This is a genomic window from Paenibacillus sp. JCM 10914, assembly GCF_001315105.1.
Lineage (GTDB): Bacteria > Bacillota > Bacilli > Paenibacillales > Paenibacillaceae > Paenibacillus_AQ.
Map to the genome: position 1 here is coordinate 134,408 of NZ_BAZR01000005.1, position 21,552 is coordinate 155,959.

Annotated in this window: 19 protein-coding genes and 1 pseudogene; 13 read left to right on the forward strand and 7 right to left on the reverse strand. The window is 49.6% G+C overall.

Annotated elements, in window-relative coordinates:
- Positions 1 to 39: 39 nt before the first annotated feature.
- Positions 40 to 582: a hypothetical protein gene (locus JCM10914_RS09140; protein ID WP_023959888.1), complete on the forward strand. Its 543-nt coding sequence runs from the start codon at positions 40 to 42 to the stop codon at positions 580 to 582.
- Positions 583 to 611: 29 nt separating this feature from the next.
- Here JCM10914_RS09140 and JCM10914_RS09145 read toward each other — a convergent pair.
- The 7 genes and pseudogenes from JCM10914_RS09145 to JCM10914_RS09160 form a co-directional block, all read right to left on the reverse strand.
- A pseudogene (locus JCM10914_RS09145) lies at positions 612 to 3,576 on the reverse strand (DEAD/DEAH box helicase).
- The gene (locus JCM10914_RS29945; RefSeq protein ID WP_023959896.1) at positions 3,573 to 4,115 is read right to left on the reverse strand and encodes a hypothetical protein; all 543 of its coding nucleotides are present in this window, start codon (positions 4,113 to 4,115) and stop codon (positions 3,573 to 3,575) included. The pseudogene JCM10914_RS09145 and the gene JCM10914_RS29945 overlap by 4 nt, the downstream one beginning before the upstream one ends.
- On the reverse strand, positions 4,025 to 4,354 hold the full coding sequence (locus JCM10914_RS29950; protein WP_231638590.1) for a hypothetical protein: 330 nt from the start codon (positions 4,352 to 4,354) through the stop codon (positions 4,025 to 4,027). Before JCM10914_RS29950 ends, JCM10914_RS29945 begins: the two co-directional genes overlap by 91 nt.
- Positions 4,345 to 5,214 carry an SWIM zinc finger domain-containing protein gene (locus JCM10914_RS29955; RefSeq protein WP_023959898.1) on the reverse strand — a complete coding sequence of 290 codons (870 nt, stop codon included), beginning with the start codon at positions 5,212 to 5,214 and terminating at the stop codon, positions 4,345 to 4,347. Before JCM10914_RS29955 ends, JCM10914_RS29950 begins: the two co-directional genes overlap by 10 nt.
- A gap of 177 nt (positions 5,215 to 5,391) precedes the next feature.
- Positions 5,392 to 5,562, reverse strand: coding sequence for a hypothetical protein (locus JCM10914_RS29225; protein ID WP_023959900.1), 171 nt, complete (start codon positions 5,560 to 5,562; stop codon positions 5,392 to 5,394).
- Between the two features lie 26 nt (positions 5,563 to 5,588).
- A complete protein-coding gene (locus tag JCM10914_RS09155) occupies positions 5,589 to 5,873 on the reverse strand; it encodes a hypothetical protein (protein ID WP_036717494.1) in 285 nt (94 codons plus the stop codon).
- Between the two features lie 158 nt (positions 5,874 to 6,031).
- Positions 6,032 to 6,442 (reverse strand): hypothetical protein, encoded by a 411-nt coding sequence (locus JCM10914_RS09160; RefSeq protein WP_023959902.1) that lies wholly within the window; start codon positions 6,440 to 6,442, stop codon positions 6,032 to 6,034.
- A gap of 553 nt (positions 6,443 to 6,995) precedes the next feature.
- Between JCM10914_RS09160 and JCM10914_RS29960 the strand changes: the two genes are divergently transcribed.
- The 12 genes from JCM10914_RS29960 to JCM10914_RS09215 all read left to right on the forward strand — a co-directional run bounded on the left by JCM10914_RS29960 (position 6,996) and on the right by JCM10914_RS09215 (position 21,454).
- The gene (locus tag JCM10914_RS29960; protein ID WP_023959904.1) at positions 6,996 to 7,685 is read left to right on the forward strand and encodes a hypothetical protein; all 690 of its coding nucleotides are present in this window, start codon (positions 6,996 to 6,998) and stop codon (positions 7,683 to 7,685) included.
- Complete coding sequence (locus JCM10914_RS09165; protein WP_231638591.1) at positions 7,622 to 8,833, forward strand: histidine kinase; 1,212 nt, start codon at positions 7,622 to 7,624, stop codon at positions 8,831 to 8,833. Before JCM10914_RS29960 ends, JCM10914_RS09165 begins: the two co-directional genes overlap by 64 nt.
- Complete coding sequence (locus JCM10914_RS09170; RefSeq protein WP_036717496.1) at positions 8,811 to 10,382, forward strand: response regulator; 1,572 nt, start codon at positions 8,811 to 8,813, stop codon at positions 10,380 to 10,382. Before JCM10914_RS09165 ends, JCM10914_RS09170 begins: the two co-directional genes overlap by 23 nt.
- Positions 10,383 to 10,479: 97 nt before the next feature.
- Complete coding sequence (locus JCM10914_RS09175) at positions 10,480 to 11,805, forward strand: extracellular solute-binding protein (protein WP_023959910.1); 1,326 nt, start codon at positions 10,480 to 10,482, stop codon at positions 11,803 to 11,805.
- Between the two features lie 49 nt (positions 11,806 to 11,854).
- Positions 11,855 to 12,730, forward strand: coding sequence for a carbohydrate ABC transporter permease (locus JCM10914_RS09180; protein WP_023959913.1), 876 nt, complete (start codon positions 11,855 to 11,857; stop codon positions 12,728 to 12,730).
- Positions 12,731 to 12,748: 18 nt separating this feature from the next.
- Complete coding sequence (locus JCM10914_RS09185) at positions 12,749 to 13,618, forward strand: carbohydrate ABC transporter permease (protein WP_023959915.1); 870 nt, start codon at positions 12,749 to 12,751, stop codon at positions 13,616 to 13,618.
- Positions 13,619 to 13,852: 234 nt separating this feature from the next.
- A complete protein-coding gene (locus JCM10914_RS09190) occupies positions 13,853 to 14,917 on the forward strand; it encodes a bifunctional transcriptional activator/DNA repair enzyme AdaA (protein WP_023959917.1) in 1,065 nt (354 codons plus the stop codon).
- Between the two features lie 142 nt (positions 14,918 to 15,059).
- A complete protein-coding gene (locus JCM10914_RS09195; protein WP_023959918.1) occupies positions 15,060 to 15,929 on the forward strand; it encodes an arylamine N-acetyltransferase in 870 nt (289 codons plus the stop codon).
- 169 nt (positions 15,930 to 16,098) lie between these two features.
- Positions 16,099 to 16,800, forward strand: a complete 702-nt coding sequence (locus JCM10914_RS09200) for a response regulator transcription factor (protein WP_023959920.1) — start codon at positions 16,099 to 16,101, stop codon at positions 16,798 to 16,800.
- Positions 16,797 to 18,059 (forward strand): HAMP domain-containing sensor histidine kinase, encoded by a 1,263-nt coding sequence (locus JCM10914_RS09205; protein ID WP_036717499.1) that lies wholly within the window; start codon positions 16,797 to 16,799, stop codon positions 18,057 to 18,059. The genes JCM10914_RS09200 and JCM10914_RS09205 overlap by 4 nt, the downstream gene beginning before the upstream one ends.
- Before the next feature lie 282 nt (positions 18,060 to 18,341).
- Positions 18,342 to 19,103, forward strand: a complete 762-nt coding sequence (locus JCM10914_RS09210) for an ABC transporter ATP-binding protein (RefSeq protein ID WP_023959924.1) — start codon at positions 18,342 to 18,344, stop codon at positions 19,101 to 19,103.
- 2 nt (positions 19,104 to 19,105) lie between these two features.
- On the forward strand, positions 19,106 to 21,454 hold the full coding sequence (locus tag JCM10914_RS09215) for an ABC transporter permease (protein ID WP_023959926.1): 2,349 nt from the start codon (positions 19,106 to 19,108) through the stop codon (positions 21,452 to 21,454).
- Positions 21,455 to 21,552: the final 98 nt, after the last annotated feature.

Sequence of the window (21,552 nt, forward strand, 5' to 3'; positions counted from 1 at the left end):
GAAGGAAGAGTCTAAATATGATAAGGGGAAATTTCGTGGATGGCAGAGAAGCAATCGGTGTATATCCTGCTTACGAATACGGGAACGCTGTTTACCAAGATGATTCAGACCTATACCAGGGCACCTTACAACCATGCCTCGATCTCATTTAAGCGCGACTTATCCGAGATGTACAGCTTCGGGAGGAAGAATCCGAACAATCCGCTGAACGGCGGGTTTGTGCGTGAAGATATACAGACCGGCACTTTCAGCAAGTACCCGGATACGACCTGCGTCATTTACGAGCTTCAAGTTACCCCTCGCGAGGCGGAGAAGATGAAGCGGGTATTGCAGATCTTTATCCAGCGGCGCAACAAGTATCTTTATAATATTTTGGGCGTCATCGGAGTTGCGATCAAGGAACCGGTCGAATTCAGCAACTCCTACTTCTGCTCTCAATTTGTAGCGGAGATTCTGGAGAGATCAGGCATCAAGCTTTGGAACAAGCTGCCGGCACTGGTAACACCTGATGATTTCCGGCAAAGTGATCAGCTGGAGCTGATCTATGAAGGGAAATTAAATGAATATAAGCCCGGCCCCTAAGGGGCTCGGGCTTATACTTTTATGTCTCGCTATCCCCAGTCTCGACGCAGCGTGAAGAGATCCTTCAGCTCATCGGTGGACATCTCGGTAATCCAGCCTTCGCTGCTGGAAATCACCTGATCGCTAAGCTGCTGCTTGTTCTCCAGCATCTCATCGATCCGCTCCTCCAGCGTTCCCAAAGAGATGAATTTGTACACTTGTACATCTTTCGTCTGGCCCATCCGGTAAGCCCGGTCGGTGGCTTGGTTCTCGACGGCGGGATTCCACCAGCGGTCATAGTGGAAGACATGATTCGCCGCTGTCAGATTAAGTCCGACTCCGCCGGCCTTAATGGATAAGATCATCACATTCGGTTGTTCCTCCGGCGGCAGCGTCTGGGATTGGAACTGCTCAATCATCCGGTCACGGGTCTTCTTCGGCGTACTGCCGTTCAAGTAGAGCACCGGCTCCTTCAACTCTTGGTGCAGCACCCGCTGCATCATCTCGCCCATCCCGATATATTGCGTGAAGATCAGACAGCGTTCCCCTTCATCCCGCAACTCCTTCACCATGGAGAGGAGGCGTTCAAGCTTGGCAGAGCGGTTAACAATGAGCTCCGTATCGAGCAGATCAGCGGATTCCATGGAAGCAGGCAGGGCTTCCTTCGTCAGCAGGGCAGGATGATCGCATAGCTGTTTGAACTGGGTAAGGGCAGCCAGAATAGCGCCTTTGCGTTCGATGCCCTCCAGTTTTTTCATCCGCTCCAGAAGTTGATTGACGGTCTGATCATAAAGCGCCCCTTGCTCGGCTGTAAGGTGGATATAGGTCTTCATTTCGTTCTTCTCCGGCAGATCGAGTTGGATCGCGGGATCCTTCTTCTTGCGCCGGAGCATGAACGGTTTGATCAGCTTTTGCAGGTCGGCGGTGCGCTGTTCGTTTCGATCCTTCTCGATCGCTTGAATAAATCGTACGTTAAAAGCTCGCAAGCTGCCGAGGTAACCCGGGTTTATGAAATCATAGATCGACCACAGCTCGGAGAGCCGATTCTCGATCGGCGTACCGGTCAGTGCGACGCGGTGCTTGGCGGGGAAGCTGCGTACTGCAGCCGATTGCTTCGTATCCGCGTTCTTGATGTTCTGTGCTTCGTCGATCCCGATGGATTCCCACTTCATATCCCGCAGCAAGTCTTGGTCCAGCGTAGCTGTTGCATAGGACGTCAGGACAATATCGGCTTGAGCGGCTTCTTGTGCAAATTGTTCGCTGCTGCTGCGCTTGCCTCCATAATGGAGCATGACATCAAGCGATGGTGCAAAGCGCGCAAGCTCCTTCTGCCAATTACCCAGCACGGAGGTGGGGCAGATCAGGAGGGAGGGACGTCTGGATTCCCGACGTTCCATATTCTCTTCCTTCATATGGAGCAAGTACGCAATGAATTGCACGGTCTTCCCGAGACCCATGTCGTCGGCAAGGCACGCACCAAGGCCGTATCGTCTGAGGAAGGAGAGCCAGGCGAATCCATCCTGTTGATACGTCCGCAGTTCGGCCTTCAGCCACGTGGTACGGGAAGGCTTGGCCATTCGCTGTGACTTCCGAGTTGCCGGATGAGCTTCATGAAATGCTCGTTCAACTCAACTTCCAGTTGCACCCGTTCAGGATCATCCGACGGCGGTTCAGAATCTGAGCGTTGTGCTTGCTCTGATTCATCGCCACCCGCAAGCAGGTGCAAATGAAGGATGTCCTGAAAGGATAACCCTTCCTCCCGGTCGATGCCGGCCATCATCTGCCGAATTTGGGCGACGAGTCCGGGGTCGAGCGGAATCCATTGGCCACGGAAGCGGACCAGCCGCTCGTTCCGGGCGATCAGCTCAGCGAATTCGGCCTCGGTCAAGGTCGTGTCTCCGATGCTATACGCCAATCGAAGTTAATGAGTGCGTCCAGTCCGAACAGGGACCCGCCGCTACTGCGCTCCCGGTTATCTCCTTCGCCGGCGTGCACCTTGGCCCGCAGCTTGGGTTTCTTCCGACTTGCGGCTTCCCACCAGGCCGGGAGCAATACGAGCCAGCCTGAATCAAGCAGACGCTGGCTGTCCATCGTCAAGAATTGCCATGCCGCTTCGTCGGATAGCGGCTTGTTGAGCACTTGTTCACCCGTGTCATACAAATATCGATCTGGCAGAATGGCCCGCAGACTTTGGAGCCATCCCGGTGACCGTTCCAGAATGTGAGGAGTCCATGCTTCTTGCCAAGTTCCCAAAGCTTCCCCGTCCGCGCTAAGGCGTACGGCCGCAAGATCAGCAGCATCTTCTTTGTTCTGCAGCACGAGCCTAAGGCGCCAGTCTTCAGCTTCATCATCAGGTTCCAGCAGTTGAAGCAGCGGACGGAAGGGCGCGGTATCTGCTCGCCAACCGATAGCAATTAACCAGGAACGGGCATCCATGCCCTCGACGCCCGTTCGGTTTCCTGAGAAGAGCAGTGGGAATTCCCGGCGCAGATCGGCAGCAGCTTCCTCACTTCCGTAACAAGAGTTGTGTACTGCCGCGGAGTAGGTTGCGTGCAAGCCTTCATGCCAGATTTCATCGGAGCAGAGAGCGTCGAGCAGTACTTGTTCTTCAGAATGGAAGCATTGCGTATCCCATTCCCACTGAAGCTTGCCGGCTCGAAAAGCGCTGAAGCTCGGCATGAATTGCTTGTCTTTGATTGATGCTGCCAATGAGGGGGCGATCTGAATGAAAGGAAGGCAATCGGCATCCCAGACCCATTCGATATGCTCCAATAAACGGCCTTCTGCGAAGAAGCCAAGCACTTGCTCAGCCGGCAGGATGATGACCTCCATGTCGGAGACGGTCTGGACCGTTAGTTCGGTTCCGAAGAACGATTCTTCATGCCAGGCGAACAAACGGTGTTTGAGATATTGTCCGGACACATAGCCGTTCATGACGGTCGAGCCGTAGATGACGGCATCACCGTATTCACTTAATGCCATGTGCACGGTAATGGTTGTGGTATGTCTGCTCATGTTATCAGCTTTCCTCTCCGGAGCTCTTCCTGTAATGCGCGCAGGCGGCTGTTACGTACCGATAACGACAGGATGAACCCTTCCCAGCGCTCCTGCTGCTTCAGCTTCTTGTACAGCTTGGCGAGGCGTTTGAGCAGCTTCACGGCTGCTTTGTAGCCAGCCCGATTCTTATGCAGAATGTAGCGTTCCACCGCCTGATGATAGAAGGGGAGCAGCAGCTCCGGCGCATGCTTCTCGATCGGAGCCAGCTCACTAACCCGTAGTTCTAACGGCTCCACGCCAGTGCTAAGCTGATAATCCATCCATTCCCGCCATTTGCCGTGATCGATTAAAGCTTCCTGATAGATATCCTTGGATGATGGGAGCATCGTAACCAAGCTGTCCCACATCATATCCGCTGCTTCCGGCAGATGGTTCACGACCTCGTTCCAGTAGTGCTGGTAACCGGCTAGCGCCGCGTTTCGTTGATTGCCAAGCAGCGGGCTGATCTCCGATAACCATCTGGCGAGCCGATTCCATTGGTTCGCGTCATACAGCATTTGAAACCAATTGATGAGAAAGCCTGCGGGAGCGGGGCGGATTGTTCGGCTTGCCGCAGTAAATCCAAAGCTTCCCGGTCCTCTTCTAAAAAGAGATGCATCATGCTCCGGGCAATCATCAAGCTCGATGGGGAAAGGGACTGAGCCAGCTCCGCTTCTGCCGATTCCAATTGATTTAACTCTGTCTGGAAGGCATGGCGCTCATGTTGAACATTCGGATAGATCCAGTTCATCCACATCCCAGCGTACACTTGGTATAGAATTTGCGGTTTTTCTGTTCAAGCAGCATGTTACGTCTCACATATTCGATCGTTTCAGCGAGTAGCTGTCCCCACGAAGGGTCAGCCGACTCATATTTGATCGCTTCCTTGAACAACTCCTCCAGCTTGGCCACCACGTGATCGGCTGCAATCTGCGTATGGTAACCGATATATGACCCGGATGAATTCCATACATTGCCCGGAGGCTTTACCAGCTTGCCGAGCACAAAGAGCAGCGCATGGAAGTCGAACAAGGTATCCAAGTTGGCTGTTAATGGCGGCTTGATATGATGGAGGGAGGCGAGTGCATTTTTGGCATAAAAAGAATTCTGGGTGTTGCTTCCAAGTGACGCCGTGCAGATCTCAAACAGATCGTGCCACTCTGAAACAGGCATCTCAGGCAACCTGTCCGCTTTTTCTTTCCACTTCATCGCACCGGCTGGCAGCGGCTTATCTTCAGTCTGGCTTAGCCCATCCCTTGAGTAGGACGTGGCAGTGTATAGAGTAGAATGTGCGTTGACCAGAGCGTGAATGGATCGACCTTGCCGGTTGGCATAATCGAGCAATACCGCCACCATATGCTTGCAGCCGCTTTGAACCGGGCAACTGCAATGACTATCGTCCAAGGCATGAACATAAAGCTCAACCCGGTACGTTTCAGATCCATCTACGGTCGCATTAACAATTCCGTCAGCCGTGTGGTCTATCTCGCTCTCGGCGATACGGCCCTGTTTGTAGTATTGAAAGCCCCGTTTGATTGTAACGTCACTGAACGTGGCCGCCGTCTGTTGAATCAGAGTTTGCCATTGTATATCGTCTAGGATTGTATTTGAATTCATAATTGAACCAGTCTCCTAAGAGAGAATGAAATTAGTATCCATTAAATCTATCACATTCCTATAGATGAAGAAACCAGCTGACACGAGCTCGCGTGGAAAAGCCCGAATAGGTACGCGGGCTTTGCGCTTGGACTAGATAATAAAAATGGTAGTTGTAAATCCCACTGCGAGCAAATTTTACAAACGACGATTTTTCTTCTCGTCAATATAAAGCTCTACGGCTGTGATTGCTCGAATGAGCAGTTTAATTAGCAGGTAGAGGGCATATAACCCAAGCAGCATAAACAGTCCGTTGATAATGAAGTAAAATGCAGACCAGATCGTCATCATCGAAGATGTTGAACTCATTTCGTGTTCCCCCCTTTTGTCATAAGTTACTCTTCTCTAATGTCGAACATGCGGGTCACCTCATCCCTAAGCTCAAGGGATAACATCAGTTCCCGCAACAGTACTGAGAGAGGAGAGGGGTGGTATCGGTCGAGAACGTACCAATAGTTGGCGTCGCGTATAAAGGCCAGCTTGGCGTCCATGTTGCCAACAGTATCAAGATAGTTGCGCATGCGGTTGAGTTCGTCGTCATCTTCGGAGCGGCGTGGATCGAATGCGTATGGCTCATGTGCAGTGGCTACCCCGTAAACCCCTAACCCATCGAAGGTCATTAGATTCGGTACCGTCTCATGCTCTCTCAATAGTTCGTTTATATAGGGAAGGACGGGCTTGGGATTAGCCCCGAAATCATGGCGCAGTCGCGCGAAAATTTCATTTCGAGTGCGAAGGAACTCGAATGACAGATCTGCATCGTAAGCCTCCTCTTCTCTTAGCTTGTACTCCTCTTGGTCACGGTCACATGACCACCAGGATTCAAGATGCTCCACATGCGGAACCGAGATGGATAAACCAGAAACTCGACCAAATTACGGGCAATTAGTCGAATAGGGGGATCGTTCGTTGGTGTTACACATACGATGGGGGCGTTCTCCAGATTCGGCACCTTACCGAAATTTGTCAAGAACCCGAAATGAATCCCGTCTCCGCCGGTGTCGGCAAAGGGGATTAGATCAGGAGGCGTAATGGAATAGGGAGTATAGGAATCCAACATTCGAAAACCGATTGTGCTCATGTCAAAACCTTGATCCGTGTAGTAGCGATGGAGTTGGTGCAGACGATGAATAACATCAGGAATGGCATACTTGCCATAAGCGGATTTTAAGGAAGGTTTGATACTCATTATAAAACAACCCCCAGTTGGAAAATAATGAACATCATTTAATGTAACATACGGTCTGGAGGAATTGTATAGTTCTCCCAGAATTTTTGGTTCATTAGATAAATGCCCTTGTTGCAAACCTCTTGGAACAGCAGAACAGTAAAAATGCGAATGAATATAGTTCTTAATACCTATTCATTTAATGTATTTCGATTCATATGGTTTGAATCTCGTATAAGGAATAAGCACGCGTGCATAAGTCGCTTAACTTCGTTTATGCGCGGGTTATATTCAATAACTCAACCGGCCTAAGGCTACCTTCTCGTAGGCACATACAGTATGGATTGGACAGAAATACGCTGTCATCGTCGGAATTCTCTCTTCCGCGATGGTCGTCACCTCGCGCGATATGTAGGTCTTTATTACCATTTACTTGAGTCTTTGGATTCCTCTAAGATAGTTAATAAACCTTACACCCGATAAACATTTGAGCATTTGATTTTTCAAGTAAACGCATTCAATGTTAAGTTACTTAACAAGCCCATTCCATATGGTCTTTAAATGAGGTGTTATCATGCAGCAATGGCTTGGGAAATCGTTAAAGCATAAATTATCTTTGCTTATTATCATTGCCACGTTGGTGCCGCTCTTGTTCCTTGGATTCTTCGCCTTCAACATGGCCGAGAGTCTGACGGAGGAGAAGGCAAAGATCACCGGTATGAATACCCTGCGTCAATTGGAAGCATATCTGGACACGATGGTGAAGGATGTTGAGAATATCTCGCTTTTTCTAATTGGACATACAGGAGTGCAGTCCTATCTCAAAACTTCGGAGAGTAATTACATTCAGCAGACCACGATTATCAACTTTCTCACCAACCTGGCATTCTCCAAGGATTATATTGCCAACATTATCGTGGAGCCGCTCGGGAGCAAGGATCCGATCTCGCATAAGTCGCTTGTCCGGTCGGAGTTTCGTAATATCACAGAAGACAATCCGAATTACTACGAGGAGCATGCGAAGTGGTGGTCTTACGTGCACAGGCAATGGACCTTTGAAGGCGTGAGAAAAGTGATCACGTTAGCCCGGCCGATTCGAAGCACGGATAAGTACAGGCCTATTGGCAATCTGCAGATTAATTTGGATCAGGCATTATCGCCAATCAGATCAGACAAGCCGTGCTGGAGAAGAGTGGGTACGTGCTATTGCTGGATGAGAATAACCGTATTATTGCCGGACCGCCTGACATGGAGACGAATCTAACCTTATCGGACTATTATCCGTCTATCGGTGAGTTTGAAGGACTGAGCGGTAACCTGGATTACGGCGAGGGAAGCAACAAAAAGACGATTCTATATAAAAATATGTCCAGCGTGAATTGGAAGCTTGTCGGTATCATTCCTTCACAGGAATACCGCTCGCAGAACCAATATTTTCTCAAGCTGACGGCTGTCGCGGTGACGGTCGCCATTCTGCTTGTTATTATCCTTGTTCTGTTCCTCATCCAGAAGATTACGAATCCGTTATCGATCCTGACCCGTTTCCTTAAGAACTCGAGTCCGGAGGAGCCGCTGCCCGCGCTTCCTGTCAAGTCGATCGACGAAGTCGGACAACTGATCATCAGTTATAACAAGCTTAGCTCACGGATCGTCAAATTGACCGATGAAGTGAAGCTTAATGAGTCACTGAAGAAGGAAGCGGACATGCATGCGCTTCAGGTGCAGATCAACCCGCATTTTCTCTATAATACGCTCTCGTCCATTCACTGGCTGGCTCTCATGAACCAGGACGTCAAGATTGCCGAAATGGTGGGCTCGCTCAGCGATTTCTTGCGGTTCAGCCTTAACAATGGTCAAGAATATTGTTCCGTGCAGCAAGAGATTATGCATGTTCAGCATTATGTTAATATCCAGGCGATTCGCTATCCGGATAAATTCTTGTTCGAGGTTCAATTGGAAGAAGGACTACAGCATCATATGATGTTGAAGCTGCTGCTGCAGCCGCTGGTCGAGAACTCGATGCAGCATGGTATCTTGAACAGGGATGGCAAGGGCAATATTACCATTCACGGATATCAGGATCAGCAAGGAATCCATTTTATCGTGGAGGACAACGGAATCGGGATGACGCCAGAGCGTCTGGCCTGGCTCCAGGATCAATTGTTAGATCATATGACGCAGTATGGTGGTGAATCGACGGAGAAGGGTAGTTACGGCCTGCGGAACGTTCACAAGCGGTTGCTGCTTCATTACGGTAAGGATGCGGGATTGCATGTAGATAGTACAGAAGGACTCGGGACGCAAGTAATGTTTACCATACCTGTGATCGAGCCGGTGGCAGAGCAGCAATCGGACAAAAACCACTTGACTAAGGAAGGGGATGAGAACAATGAAGGTCATGATCGTAGATGATGAGGTGATTATACGTAATGGTTTGAGCACAGTAATCAATTGGACGGATAACGGCTTTACGATGCTCGCGCCTGCAGCGTCTGGAGAAGAGGCTCTTCAGCGTATTCCCCTTGAATTGCCGGAAATCGTCTTTACGGATATTCGAATGACCGGAATTAGCGGACTGGAGATGGCACGTCGTGTGAAGGAGCAGTTTGCCGAGATTGAGATCATCGTTATATCGGGTTTCGATGAGTTTGCCTATGCCCAGCAAGCGATGCGGGAGGGGGTAAGCGATTATCTGCTTAAGACGAGTCGGCCCGGGGAGATCATCGAAGCTGCCGTACAGGCGAGAGAGCGACTGCTGCAGCGCAGACAGAATCAGGCCAAGGGCAAAGCACAGGAAATGGTGGTTAACCGCGGATTTCTAAGAAGACTGCTGGTCTCCGGCTCTCCACTGGATGGACAAGCGGAAGCAGAACTATGGGAACGGTTCCCCGAACTGAGCCTGAATGAGCAGCATTCCTGTCTCCAGATCTGGATACTCTTCATCTACACCCAGAATCCGACGGACTCGGAGCAAACGGTGTCCACAGAAAGACACAGCACTATGGGGGCTGAACTTGCGGAAGAATTGCAGGGGGCATGGCTGGAGTGGAACGGTTCACTTCTGTTGCTGATTCGCACACATCAGGATAGCGGATGGGGGAGAATCGATTCGGTTCTCCGCAGGTTGGAGGAGCAGTATGAATGTCGAATCTTCGCGGCCGGTGGCCATCCAGTTAGGAATGCCCGTGAGTTGAACCTGGCATTGAATACGGCGGTGGAAGCAAGTTCTTATGAGTGGCTGTTAGGCCAGGAGTTACGTATTCGATACGAGGATATCGAGGGCCGCAAAGGGATTCGGACCGTCTGTTCCATGGAGGAAGAGGCAGAGCTATCCTCACTATTGCGTGCTGGACATACGGACCATTTGAAGTCCTGGATCCAGGAACTGCTGGGCCGCATTCGGCTTCAGGATCAAGCCACACCAGGAAGCGTGCAGGCTTACTTGCACTCCCTGCTCGTCTCCGCGCAGCGCTGGCTGGAAAGAGCAGCGATTTCCATCGGCTATTCGGTCCCCGTGAACGTAGAGGAGACCTATGATATTCGTCAGTTGACCAAGACGCCGGCCAAGGTACTCTATGATTCCCTTGAGCTGATCATGAAGCAGTACAGCGATATGGTATCCACAACAAGTCCTGCTCAAAGAGCTATTACTTATATCCATGAGCATCTTGGCCAAAGTCTATCACTACAGCAAGTGGCTAAGCATGTCCACATGAATCCCAATTATTTCAGCGAAATGTTCAAGAAGGAAACCGGCCAGAACTACATTGAATTTGTTACGCATGCTAAGCTGCGTAAATCCATGACGCTGTTGAAGGAGACACCCGCCAAGATCAGCGAGATTGCCAATGAGATCGGTTACGAGGATATCAAGTATTTCAACCGCTTGTTCAAGAAATTTACGGGTTTGACCCCATCCGAGTATCGGGCAAATCCTGAATTTTGTCCCTCTACGGACTGAATTATATCCCCTATGTAAGCGTTACATCCTCTTTTATACTTGGACTAATCATCTGAAGATGCTTCAACACGACTGTATTTCTAAAGGGGGATTGACCATGAGACCAAAACGTAAAATAGGTCTTGTACTGCTAATGATGACACTGATTCTTGCCGCTTGCGGTGGAGGGCAAAGCAGTGAACAAGGTGGAGGTAACGAAGGTAAGCAGGACAAGGTTAAATTGACGATCTGGCATAACTTTGCCGGGGACGATCTGCGTGCGAAGTCTGTAAGAAGCTTTATCGATCAATTTGCTCAGGACCATCCGGAAGTAACGCTGGATGCACAAGCGATCCCACCAGATGGTTATCGCCAACGTTTGAGCACCGTAGCTGCTGCGAACGAAATGCCGGATGTATTCTTCGTATATGCAGGCAGCCAGTCGGCCGAACTGCATCAGGCTAATTTGCTTCAACCTATTACAGAAGTTCTGGATAAGAATTCGGAGTGGAGAGACAATTTCTTGCCGGGAGCATTCGATCCGTATGAGTTCGAAGACGGTCAAATCTATTCAGCTCCGCTCGGCATGTCGGCAACCTCCATTTTTTTCTATAACAAAGCATTGTTTGAACAGCATAACGTCAAAGTTCCAACAACATGGGATGAAATGATGACCGCTGTAAATACGTTTAACGATAATGGCATTACGCCAATCGCCCTGGGCAACAAAGCACCATGGGTTGCGCAATCCACCATCATCGGTTCGATCGCGGATCGCGTGACTGGAACAGACTGGTTTATGAATGCGGCAGCACAAGACGGTGCTAAGTTCACGGATCCTGAATTTATCGACGCACTCGGATACTTCAAAGAGCTCGTAGACAATAAGGCATTCCAAGAGGGTGCGAACAGTATCGATAACACCCAAGCAGAGCAATATTTCATCCAAGGTAATGCGGCGATGATGATTAGCGGAGCTTGGACACTGACTAACCTTGCAGCATCTTCCACTGAGGAGCAGATGCAGGATATTGAAGTAGGCGTTCTGCCCGAAATTCCAGGCGGCAAGGGTGAAGGTAACACCATTACCGGCGGCGCAGGCGGCGGATTGGCACTGAGCAGCAGAACCGAAGGGAAAGCTAAGGAATTGGCGCTGGAATTAATCTATGCGGTTAGCGGACCTGAGGCACAGAAAGCGATCGCGGAGAGCAACTCCATGGTAATGTACAATACGGATATTGATGAAGCAAAAGTAACACCGTTGTATTACAAAGCCTTTAATCTGGTAAAAGAAACACCAGTTACACCTGTATACGACGCCTATCTGTCCGCAGAAGCGGCAGAAGTGATCAACAATGGTCTGCAAGAAATCATGATGGGCGGTGCGGTTGAAGGCGTGGCTCAGAAGCTGCAGGACGCGCAAGCCAGATCCAAAACTCCATAAAGACATATAACTTCAAGGTAATAGGATTAGGAGGGAGGAGGAGGCTGCCATGCCTACAGCAATGCGAAGCAAAGGATTTATAGCCATAGCGCTTCTTCCTGCGCTGCTGCTGTTTCTAATATTCGTCATCATTCCGGTCTTCTGGTCGGCATACTATGGATTTTTCAGCTGGAAGGGCTTCGGGGATGCCACCTTTATCGGATTTAATAACTATGTTGAAATGTTCAAGGACCCGATCTTCTGGCGGGCGCTAAGGAACAACCTGATTCTGGTCGTCTCATCCATTATCGGTCAGGTTCCCATTGCACTGATCCTGGCGATCGTGCTGTTCAAAAATTCATTCTTCTCCCGGTTCATCAGATCTGCGGTGTTCATGCCGATGGTACTGTCGACGGTCGTCGTAGGTCTGATCTGGGGCTATATCTATCATCCACAGTTCGGAATAGCCAACTATGTGCTGGAGATGCTGGGCCTCGAATCCTGGACTCGGGCTTGGTTGTCCGATCCGAAGGTGAACATGCTGGCGATTTCCATCCCGATTAACTGGGCGAATATTGGTCCGTATCTCGTCATCTTTATTGCGGCGTTGCAAAATATTTCGCCGGAAATTCATGATGCGGCCAAGATCGACGGTTCTACCGGGTGGAACAAACTCAAGAACATCACATTACCGATGGTATGGAATACGGTTGTGGTTACGATCGTGCTGTGTATCTCCGGAAGCTTGAAGGCGTTCGACCATGTCATCGTCATGACAGGCGGCGGTCCGGCGCAATCGACAGAGCTGCTTGCCACGTACATGTATAACAGCACGTTCAGCGTGTATCGATACGGATACGGCTCCGCCGTCTCCACGATGATTATGGTGGTCAGTGCCATTCTTATCGCCATCAATTATTTCGCAACGCGCAGAAAGTCAAGTTAACATGAAGGAGGGAGCGATGTGAACTCACAGACGACCGGAACCGCCAACGCATCAAACAAGAGAGTAATACAGAAGGGTTTGACCGGGCTCGTAAAATTGCTGCTGATCGTGTATGCGATTGTTACGCTCTATCCCTTGTACTGGCTGTTTACAAGCGCGTTTAAATCGAATCAGGACTTCTTCAACAACCCTTACGGATTGCCGACCGAATGGATGACAGAGAATTTATTCCGGGCATGGGAACTCGGGAATATGGGTAGAGCGATGCTGAACTCAACCGTTGTTACGATTACGGCTGTCATTCTGACCATTCTGCTCAGTGTTCTTGCCGCGTATGTACTGTCCCGGTTCCAGTTCCGGTTCAAGAAGGTTGTCGTGGTGATGTTTACGATGGGACTGTTGATTCCGATCCACAGCACACTGGTTCCATTGTTCATCATGATGAAGAATATTGGATTGCTTGATACGTACGGTGCGCTTATCCTGCCGTATACGGCGTTTGAACTGCCGATCGCAATCTTCCTGGCCATGGCTTACATGTCATCGATACCGAGAGAAATCGAAGAGGCAGCGATGATTGACGGCAGCGGTTATTGGGGAATATTCGGCCGAATGATTCTGCCGCTCTGCACACCAATTATTGCGACGATCTCCATTCTCGCGTTCCTGCGATTCTGGAATGACTTCTCCTTTGCCCTCGTATTTATCAATACACAGGCATTGAAGACATTGCCGCTGAGTTTGTCCTTGTTCTCGGATGGCTTCGGTACAGATTACGCACTAACGATGGGAGCCATGGCGATCGCGGTTATCCCTACCATCGTAGCGTATCTGATCTTGCAGGAGCAGATAATGAAGGGCATGGTAGCAGGGTCCATTAAAGGTTAAACGTAAAGGAATAGACTTGGAACAATATTTGTTTATGACCCCCCCGTCCGATTCATCGGACGGGGGGGTTTTGCTCGCTGACAACACCCAATGTCGGTGAATTCAATGTTTTCTTTGATTGGAAAAATTCGTGCACGATTTTCGGCTACGTCATGTGTGACAAAGCAATATAATAAGTATACAAAAGACAAGGTACATGTTCTTAATAAAAACGAAACGGGAAGGAGTGCAAATATGATATCAGCCGTGAATCAAGAGGAATATTACCAGGCGCTGCTGGATAAAAAAACCGAATACGAAGGCGTTTTTTACGTAGGTGTGAAGACAACCGGCGTATTCTGCCGCCCGACTTGCCCGGCGAGGAAGCCCAAGATCGAGAACTGCGAATTTTATGAGACGGCAGAAGAAGCGCTGCTTGCTTCCTTCCGCCCCTGTAAACGATGCCGTCCGCTTTCGCATCCCAATCAGGTGTCCGATCTGGTCCGATTGCTTGTAGATGCGGTAGAGGAGAATCCGGAGAAGAGATGGACCAACCAGGACTTTCAGAAGCTGTCCGTGGATGCTTCAACGGCAAGACGCCAATTTAAAAAACGGTTCGGGATGACCTTTGTAGAGTATGCACGAGCCCGGAGGATGGGACTTGCCTTGAAGCAAATCCGAGAGGGGCATGCTGTCATCGATGCGCAGCTGTCGACAGGATACGAATCCAGCAGCGGCTTCAGGGACGCTTTTTCGCGGATTATGGGCGCAGCGCCCACCCGATCCGGGCATCACCATGTGCTAAGAGCAACCTGGCTTGATACGCGTCTGGGACCGATGATTGCCATCGCAGATGAAGAAGCGCTGCATTTGCTGGAATTCGTAGACCGAAGGGGCTTGGAGCGTGAGGTTGAACGTCTTAGGCTGAGAACCAAGTCGGCGATCATTCCGGGCTACACGGCCCCTATTCGCTCGATTGAGCGTGAATTGGCTGAGTATTTTGACGGGAAATTGACGGAATTTAAGACCCCCTTGTTTCTGTTAGGATCGCCATTTCAAAAAGAGGTCTGGGCCCACTTGCTACGAATTTCACCCGGTCAAACGTCTTCATATGGCAAGATTGCAGCAGCGATGGGGAAACCTACTGCTTATCGTGCCGTTGCCCAAGCGAATGGTGCCAATCAACTGGCGATTGTCATTCCATGTCATCGTGTGATCAATACGAGTGGCGAGTTAGGCGGTTACGGAGGAGGACTGTCTCGCAAACAATGGCTCTTAAATCACGAGAAATCAGTGGATGCCGCAAGAAGCAATGCATAGTAGACTTTAGTCGTAGAAGATCTACCCAGGAGTAAGACCATTTGTGTATTCATTATGTAGTCTTACGTATGACGCGTTCATTTGAAATTATCTTTAGAATAAAAGGCATACCATGCAATATCGCAGAAGGAGTGTGAACATAATGACGGATCAAGAACAATTACCTCAATGGGCCAGCGATTACCTGCAATACATTCAAATTACGTTAAAGGAACCATCGTATGCGTATTTGACCGAAATATGCACCGCACATCATAATCGGATTCCCTTTGAGAACATTAGTACGCTGCTTCAATTTCATGAGTATCATCAAAGGGGGAGTCTTAGGCAAGATGAGAAGAGGTTTGTAGATCAGCTATTGCGGTTTAACATGGGAGGAACATGTTATATGATCAACAGCAGTCTCCATCAGTTGTTGAACCAGCTGGGGTTCCAAACCCGTTATACGTTTCTGGGCGGAGGGCATGTTGGATTGCTTGTTCGTCTGCCGAGCGAAAGCGAGGAGGTTTACGTGGATTGCGGGAACGCTGCGCCTTTTTTCGAACCCGTTTGCTTGGAGACCGATCCGAATCAAGTGTCGGAGTATGCAGGTATTCAGGTAAGATTGCGTCCAGCCGATGAGCCTGGAACCTATACGTACTATCGTTATGTAGATGGCGAATTGCTGACAGATTTGATCTGGTCCTTCGACACAAGGGAAGAATACAGCTTTGACGATTTCCAACCTGCGATCCGGCAATATTTCAAGCCCAATGATTTGTTCACTTCGGGTTTGCGTTGCCAGTTGTGGCAGTTGGATCAGAAGCGCTCTTTGTCACTGGTCAATAATGTATTAAGTATCCGCCATATTGATGGAACGGTCGAAAAGCGCGTGTTGTCGGATCTTGCGGAGATTCGCGAGGTCATCGATCATGAGTTTAAACTCCCTAAGCTACCAGTCGAAGAGGCGGTTAGCGTTCTCGGCGAGATGGGCATTGATATTTGGAAGGACAGCAAGAATGCAATCTCATGAACATGAATAGCATAAGCGGCGCGTTGAGAAGCCTCCTCCTGTTGTAGACTAGGAGGGGGCTTTATATATACCGCATAATTATTGCAAAGAAATCCTCCGACTTTCCTTCCTTTCTATTGTAGAATATAGGAAATGGAAGCGAATGCCGTGGAATGGAGTTAGCGAACACATGAAGTATGATTGTCTTATTATTGATGATGAGCTGGAACTGGCCGAAACCACAAGTGAATATTTCAATATGTTTGATGTTAGATCAGCTTATGTTACTAACGCGGAGGCGTGTTTGACTTTTCTAGAAGAGCATGAAGTTTCATTGATTTTATTGGATATTAATCTGGGGACGGACTCAGGCTTTGCGCTGTGCAAGCAGCTGCGGATAACGACGCAGGTGCCGATTCTGTTCATCAGTGCGCGTTCAAGTGATGACGACATTCTCATTGCCCTGAACATTGGCGGCGATGATTACATACATAAGCCATATACGTTAAGTGTGCTGCTGGCCAAGGTAAAGGCTGTGCTGAGAAGGTATGAAACCCATTCGGTAACGGAGGGGACGTCAGGGCAGGCACCACTGCAACCAGAGACCTTTATCATCGATCAAGATTTGTGCCGCGTGCGCGTCCACGGGGAGGAGATCCGATTAAAGCCACTTGAATTCAAGCTGCTCTCTTATTTGCTAGAGCACAAGAATCGGGTCGTAACCAAGGAAGAGTTGTTCCGGAAAGTATGGGGCGATGTCATTACCGGTGACGGCACGCTGAATGTACATATCCGTCATTTGCGGGAGAAGATTGAGGATAATCCCAACCATCCGCAATATATCAAAACCGTTTGGGGTATCGGTTATGTGTTTGAGGACCGAGATCTATGAGAATAAAGCTTATGGTAGTGATCATGATGGTGATCCTTGCTGGCGGGGGATTATTGTCCTGGTGGTTCATGGAACGCACGGAATGGGACACAGGGGTCGATATGATTGCCGTTAACGAAATCGTGAAGGAAGCCGAGCTGCACTGGGGCAGTCTGGATCGAGCTGATTTCAGCGGTCGTACACTGGACTTTACCGTGCTCAGCTTGGATGAACAAACATTATTTAGCACCCGAGAGGGCCTGACTTCATCCGTGCACGAGGCCATCCGCCACCGGGACACCGTGGTTGATGTGATGCAGGGCGATACGCCGATCGGCAAGGTCATCATCCCGAATAATAGTGGACATGCAGCAGAGGAAGCAGCGAAGCAGCTATTCACAACGGCCATGATCATTTACTTGCTGCTTGCCGCACTCTGTGTTCTATATCTTATCTATATTAATCGTACGGTGGTCCGTCCGTTCCGGAAGCTGCAGCATTTTGCGCACCAGGTAGCAAAGGGTCAACTGGAAGTTCCGCTGGAGATGGATCGTAACAATTGGTTCGGCGCATTTAGCGAAAGCTTTGACCTGATGCGGGAGGAGCTTGCCGCTGCACGGCAGAGTGAATATGAAGCGAACCGCAGTAAGAAGGAGCTCGTGGCGAGCCTTAGCCATGACATCAAGACGCCGTTGTCTTCCATTAAAGCGGTGAGTGAGCTGATGCTTGTATTAGCGGAGGATGGCAAACAGCAGAAGCAGCTGAGGACCATACATAACAAGGCTGAACAGATCGACCTGCTCGTGACCGACATGTTCCATGCCACCTTGGAAGAACTTGAGGAGCTGAGTGTGACACTATCCGAGGAATACAGCGCTGTCATTACCGACATGGTGGAGAACGTGAATTATTACGATAAAATCACCTGCAGCTCCATTCCGGATGTCATGATCTTAACCGACACGAGAAGATTGCAGCAGGTCTTCGATAATGTCATTAGCAACTCCTATAAATATGCGGGCACGCCGGTGCGCATCGATTGTCAATTGAAGGACGGCTATTTGGACGTCGAGATTCTGGATGACGGTCCGGGTGTACATAAGGAAGAGATTCCGCTCCTGTTCAATAAGTTCAAGAGGGGAAGCAATGCGGACGGACAAGCGGGTTCCGGGCTAGGACTTTATATAGCCCAGCATCTTATGAATCAGATGCAGGGTGACATCTCCTGTCATAACCGTGAGGATGGTTTTACCGTTACCCTCAAGATCCGGTTGGCTTAAGGTGCGATTTTGATCGCTATTCAGTGCTTCAACGGAGCAGGCGGAATTGTTCCGGAAAAGCGAAGCGGTCTCCTTTGACCTCTAATTTCAGCCTTGCTAAATTTCATTCAAGAAATTAGAGGTCAACAGAGATTGCAGGAATAATCCGCATGCGGAGTGATGAATAAAAGACAAATTAAGAAACCGTTAAGAAACAGACAAAGCTCCATTAAGAACTGTTTTTGTATGATAAGGCTGTAATTATTCGTTACAGTCTTATTTCACGTATAGGAGTGGGTCCTTATGTCAGAGATCATCATATCAACGCAAAAGCTATGTAAAACATTTTCCCGGGGAGGGCACCAGCAGCATGTACTGAAAAACCTTGATCTACAGATCATAGAAGGGGATTTCACCGTTATTATGGGCAGCTCCGGATCGGGAAAATCCACCTTATTATACGCGCTATCCGGCATGGATAAGCCCACGCTCGGGGAGATCCATTTCGAGAAGCGTAATATATCGAAGCTGAGCAACGATCAACTGGCGGTGTTCCGCCGGGACCACTGCGGTTTCGTGTTTCAGCATATTTATCTGCTGGACAATATGAGTGTGCTGGATAATGTGCTGGCGAGTGGCATGCTGCTTAATCGTAACAAGAAATCCGTCATCGAAAAAGCCCAGCAACTGCTTAACCGCGTCGGCTTGGACGAAGGCGCGTGGGGGAAATTTCCTTCCCAGCTGTCCGGTGGTGAGGCGCAGCGTGCAGGTATTGTGCGGGCATTGATTAACGATCCAAGAATCGTATTTGCGGATGAACCGACTGGTGCCTTAAACTCCGCTTCCAGCAGCAGCGTCTTGGATATCTTGACGGAAGTGAACAGCAGCGGGCAGAGCATCGTTATGGTGACCCATGATATCAAAACAGCCATGCGGGGCAGCCGCGTCCTGTATTTGCGTGACGGCGTCGTATGCGGCGAATTGAGACTCGCTGCGTATGGCACGGATGATGAGACGGAGAGACAGGTACAACTGAATGCGTTCCTGTCTGGGATGGGGTGGTGAGCATGAACATTCTGAATCTGGCTGCTGCCAATATCCGTAAGGGCAAAGGATCTGCTATATCCCTCGTTGTGCTGATCCTGCTGGCAACGATGCTGCTTAACGTAGGACTTGGCATATTTATGAAAGTAAAACCGTTCTTCTTGGATAAGGTTGAAGAAATGCAGGGCCCGCATGCGGTTGTGATTATGCAGAGCGAGAAATATAAACCGGCGTATGCGGAATTTATCAAGAATGAAGCTGGCGTGCTGGACGTCGAAGCGGAAAGCATGATTTACATGGGGCAGGCCAACTTCCAGATGGGCAAGGGTGAATTTGGACTGGGTGCCGCTGTTCTCAATATGGATCAATCGCGGGGTATTGCGCCACTGGCGTTGGTAGAGTCATGGCCGACTCCTTCCGAGCGGTCGATCTATATCCCTCTTCCCTTGAAGGAAGGGGGATATGCGCTCGGTGATACCTTGACGATTCGCTATATGAATATGGAGCACAGCTATGTGGTTTCCGGGTATTTTGAATCTACGGTATATGGGATGGTGAACGCCGGTACGTTGAAATTTTTCTTGCCCGGCGCTGCTTACGGAGAGCTTGAGGAGCAGATTGGTACCGTTGCAGGCAGTACGATGCTATCGGTAAGAATGGAGGAGCCTGAGCAATCCTCGCAGCTGCTGCGTGATTTTGAAAATCAGACGGATGTGGAGCTGTCTGGCGGGAATGCCATCTTTCATACGAACGTGACGGATTATGCCGGAATGTCGATGACAAGCACGATGATGATCAGCATCTTCGCGATGCTGCTTGGCGCTTTTGCCTGGATTATCGTGATCGTGGCGCTCATTGTCATCCGATTCCGCGTTGTGAACAGTATAGAGGACCAGATGGTGAACATCGGGGCTCTGGGAGCACTCGGCTATACGAGCAGGCAGATTACCGCCTCGATGCAGGTTCAATTTATGATGATCGGTGTTGTGGGCGCCCTGCTCGGAACGGGATTTTCTTATGCGGTCTCCCCTTTGATCAACAGCCTCTTGTCGAGTTTGGCAGGCCTTGGTTGGAAGAGAGGATTCCAGCCTGGCCTCGATATCGTCAGCCTGCTGCTGGTATTGGCCTTGGTGCTGCTCGTGACTTGGCTTGCAAGCCGCGGGATCAAGAACTTGCCTCCGGTTGTTGCGCTGCGGGGCGGAATCCGTACCCATAGTTTTCGCAAGAACCATGTCCCGCTCGACAAGTCGAGGGGAGGATTGCAGGTCCTGCTTGCCCTCAAGTCGCTTGCTTCCAATATGAAGCAAAACGTGATTGTGGCTGTGATTATGGCAGGCGTTACTTTTGCCTCTGTGTTCTCGGTCATTATGTACTACAACCTGTCCGTGGATAAAAATGCACTGTACAACATGTTCGGCAGCGAGATGTCCGATGTGATCGTGCATGCACATCCGGATACGGATACGGAAGCCTTGTTTGCGGATTTAGCCCTTCTGCCGGATGTCCAAAAGACGAACAAATTGGATATTGCCGTCCTTAATCTGGAGGGGGAGGAGATGGCGGTCTTTTTTTCAGATGACTATCGTGCGATGGAGAACCTGGCTGCGTATAAGGGAAGAATGCCGCAGTATGAGAATGAGGTGGTCATTACGGGCGTGATGTCTGACCTGTTAAATCGAGGGATTGGGGATACGGTAGAGGTTAAGATGGCAGGGAAATCGGGAAAATACCTGGTAACCGGTCTGACGCAGACGATGAACAACGGCGGGCGTGTGGCCTTTACGACATTGGCTGGCATGCAGCAATTGAGTCCTGATTACGAGATTGGGAGTCTCCATTTGTATTTGGACGGAAGCGTTGCGGTGGATGACTTCATTGCGCAGTTGCGTCGGGATTTTGCAGGGAGAATCTCGTTGCTGGAGAATTACCGGGAGCTCGGCGATGCCCAAATGTCGACTTACAGCTCGGCCATCACATCGCTGATGACGGTCGTTCTGCTGGTGACGATGATTGTGGTGAGTCTTATCCTGTACCTCGTTATACAGACGGTGATCCTCAAGCGGAAGCGTGACTTTGGAATTTATAAAGCGATGGGCTATACGTCGTTTCAGTTGATGACGCAGATTGCGTTAAGCTTTGTGCCTGTTGTTGCCCTTGGCGTCTTTCTGGGTGGTGTACTCGGAAGTTTCGGAACGAATCCGCTTCTGTCGATGCTGCTCTATAATGTGGGAGTTTCGAATGCAATCTTTAAAGTTCATATTCCCTCGATGATGCTGTTGTGCGTGGCGATTGTACTATTTGCCTATGTGATCTCGATATTCGCTGCACGACGGATCCGGAAGATTTCGGCGTATGGCTTGATTGTGGAATAGGAGTTGTAATCATAGCAGAAGTTGATCACGACATGTATGTTGGATCTGCTTCTGATCCTCATGATGGTATAATCATGTCATTACCATAATAGGCGAGG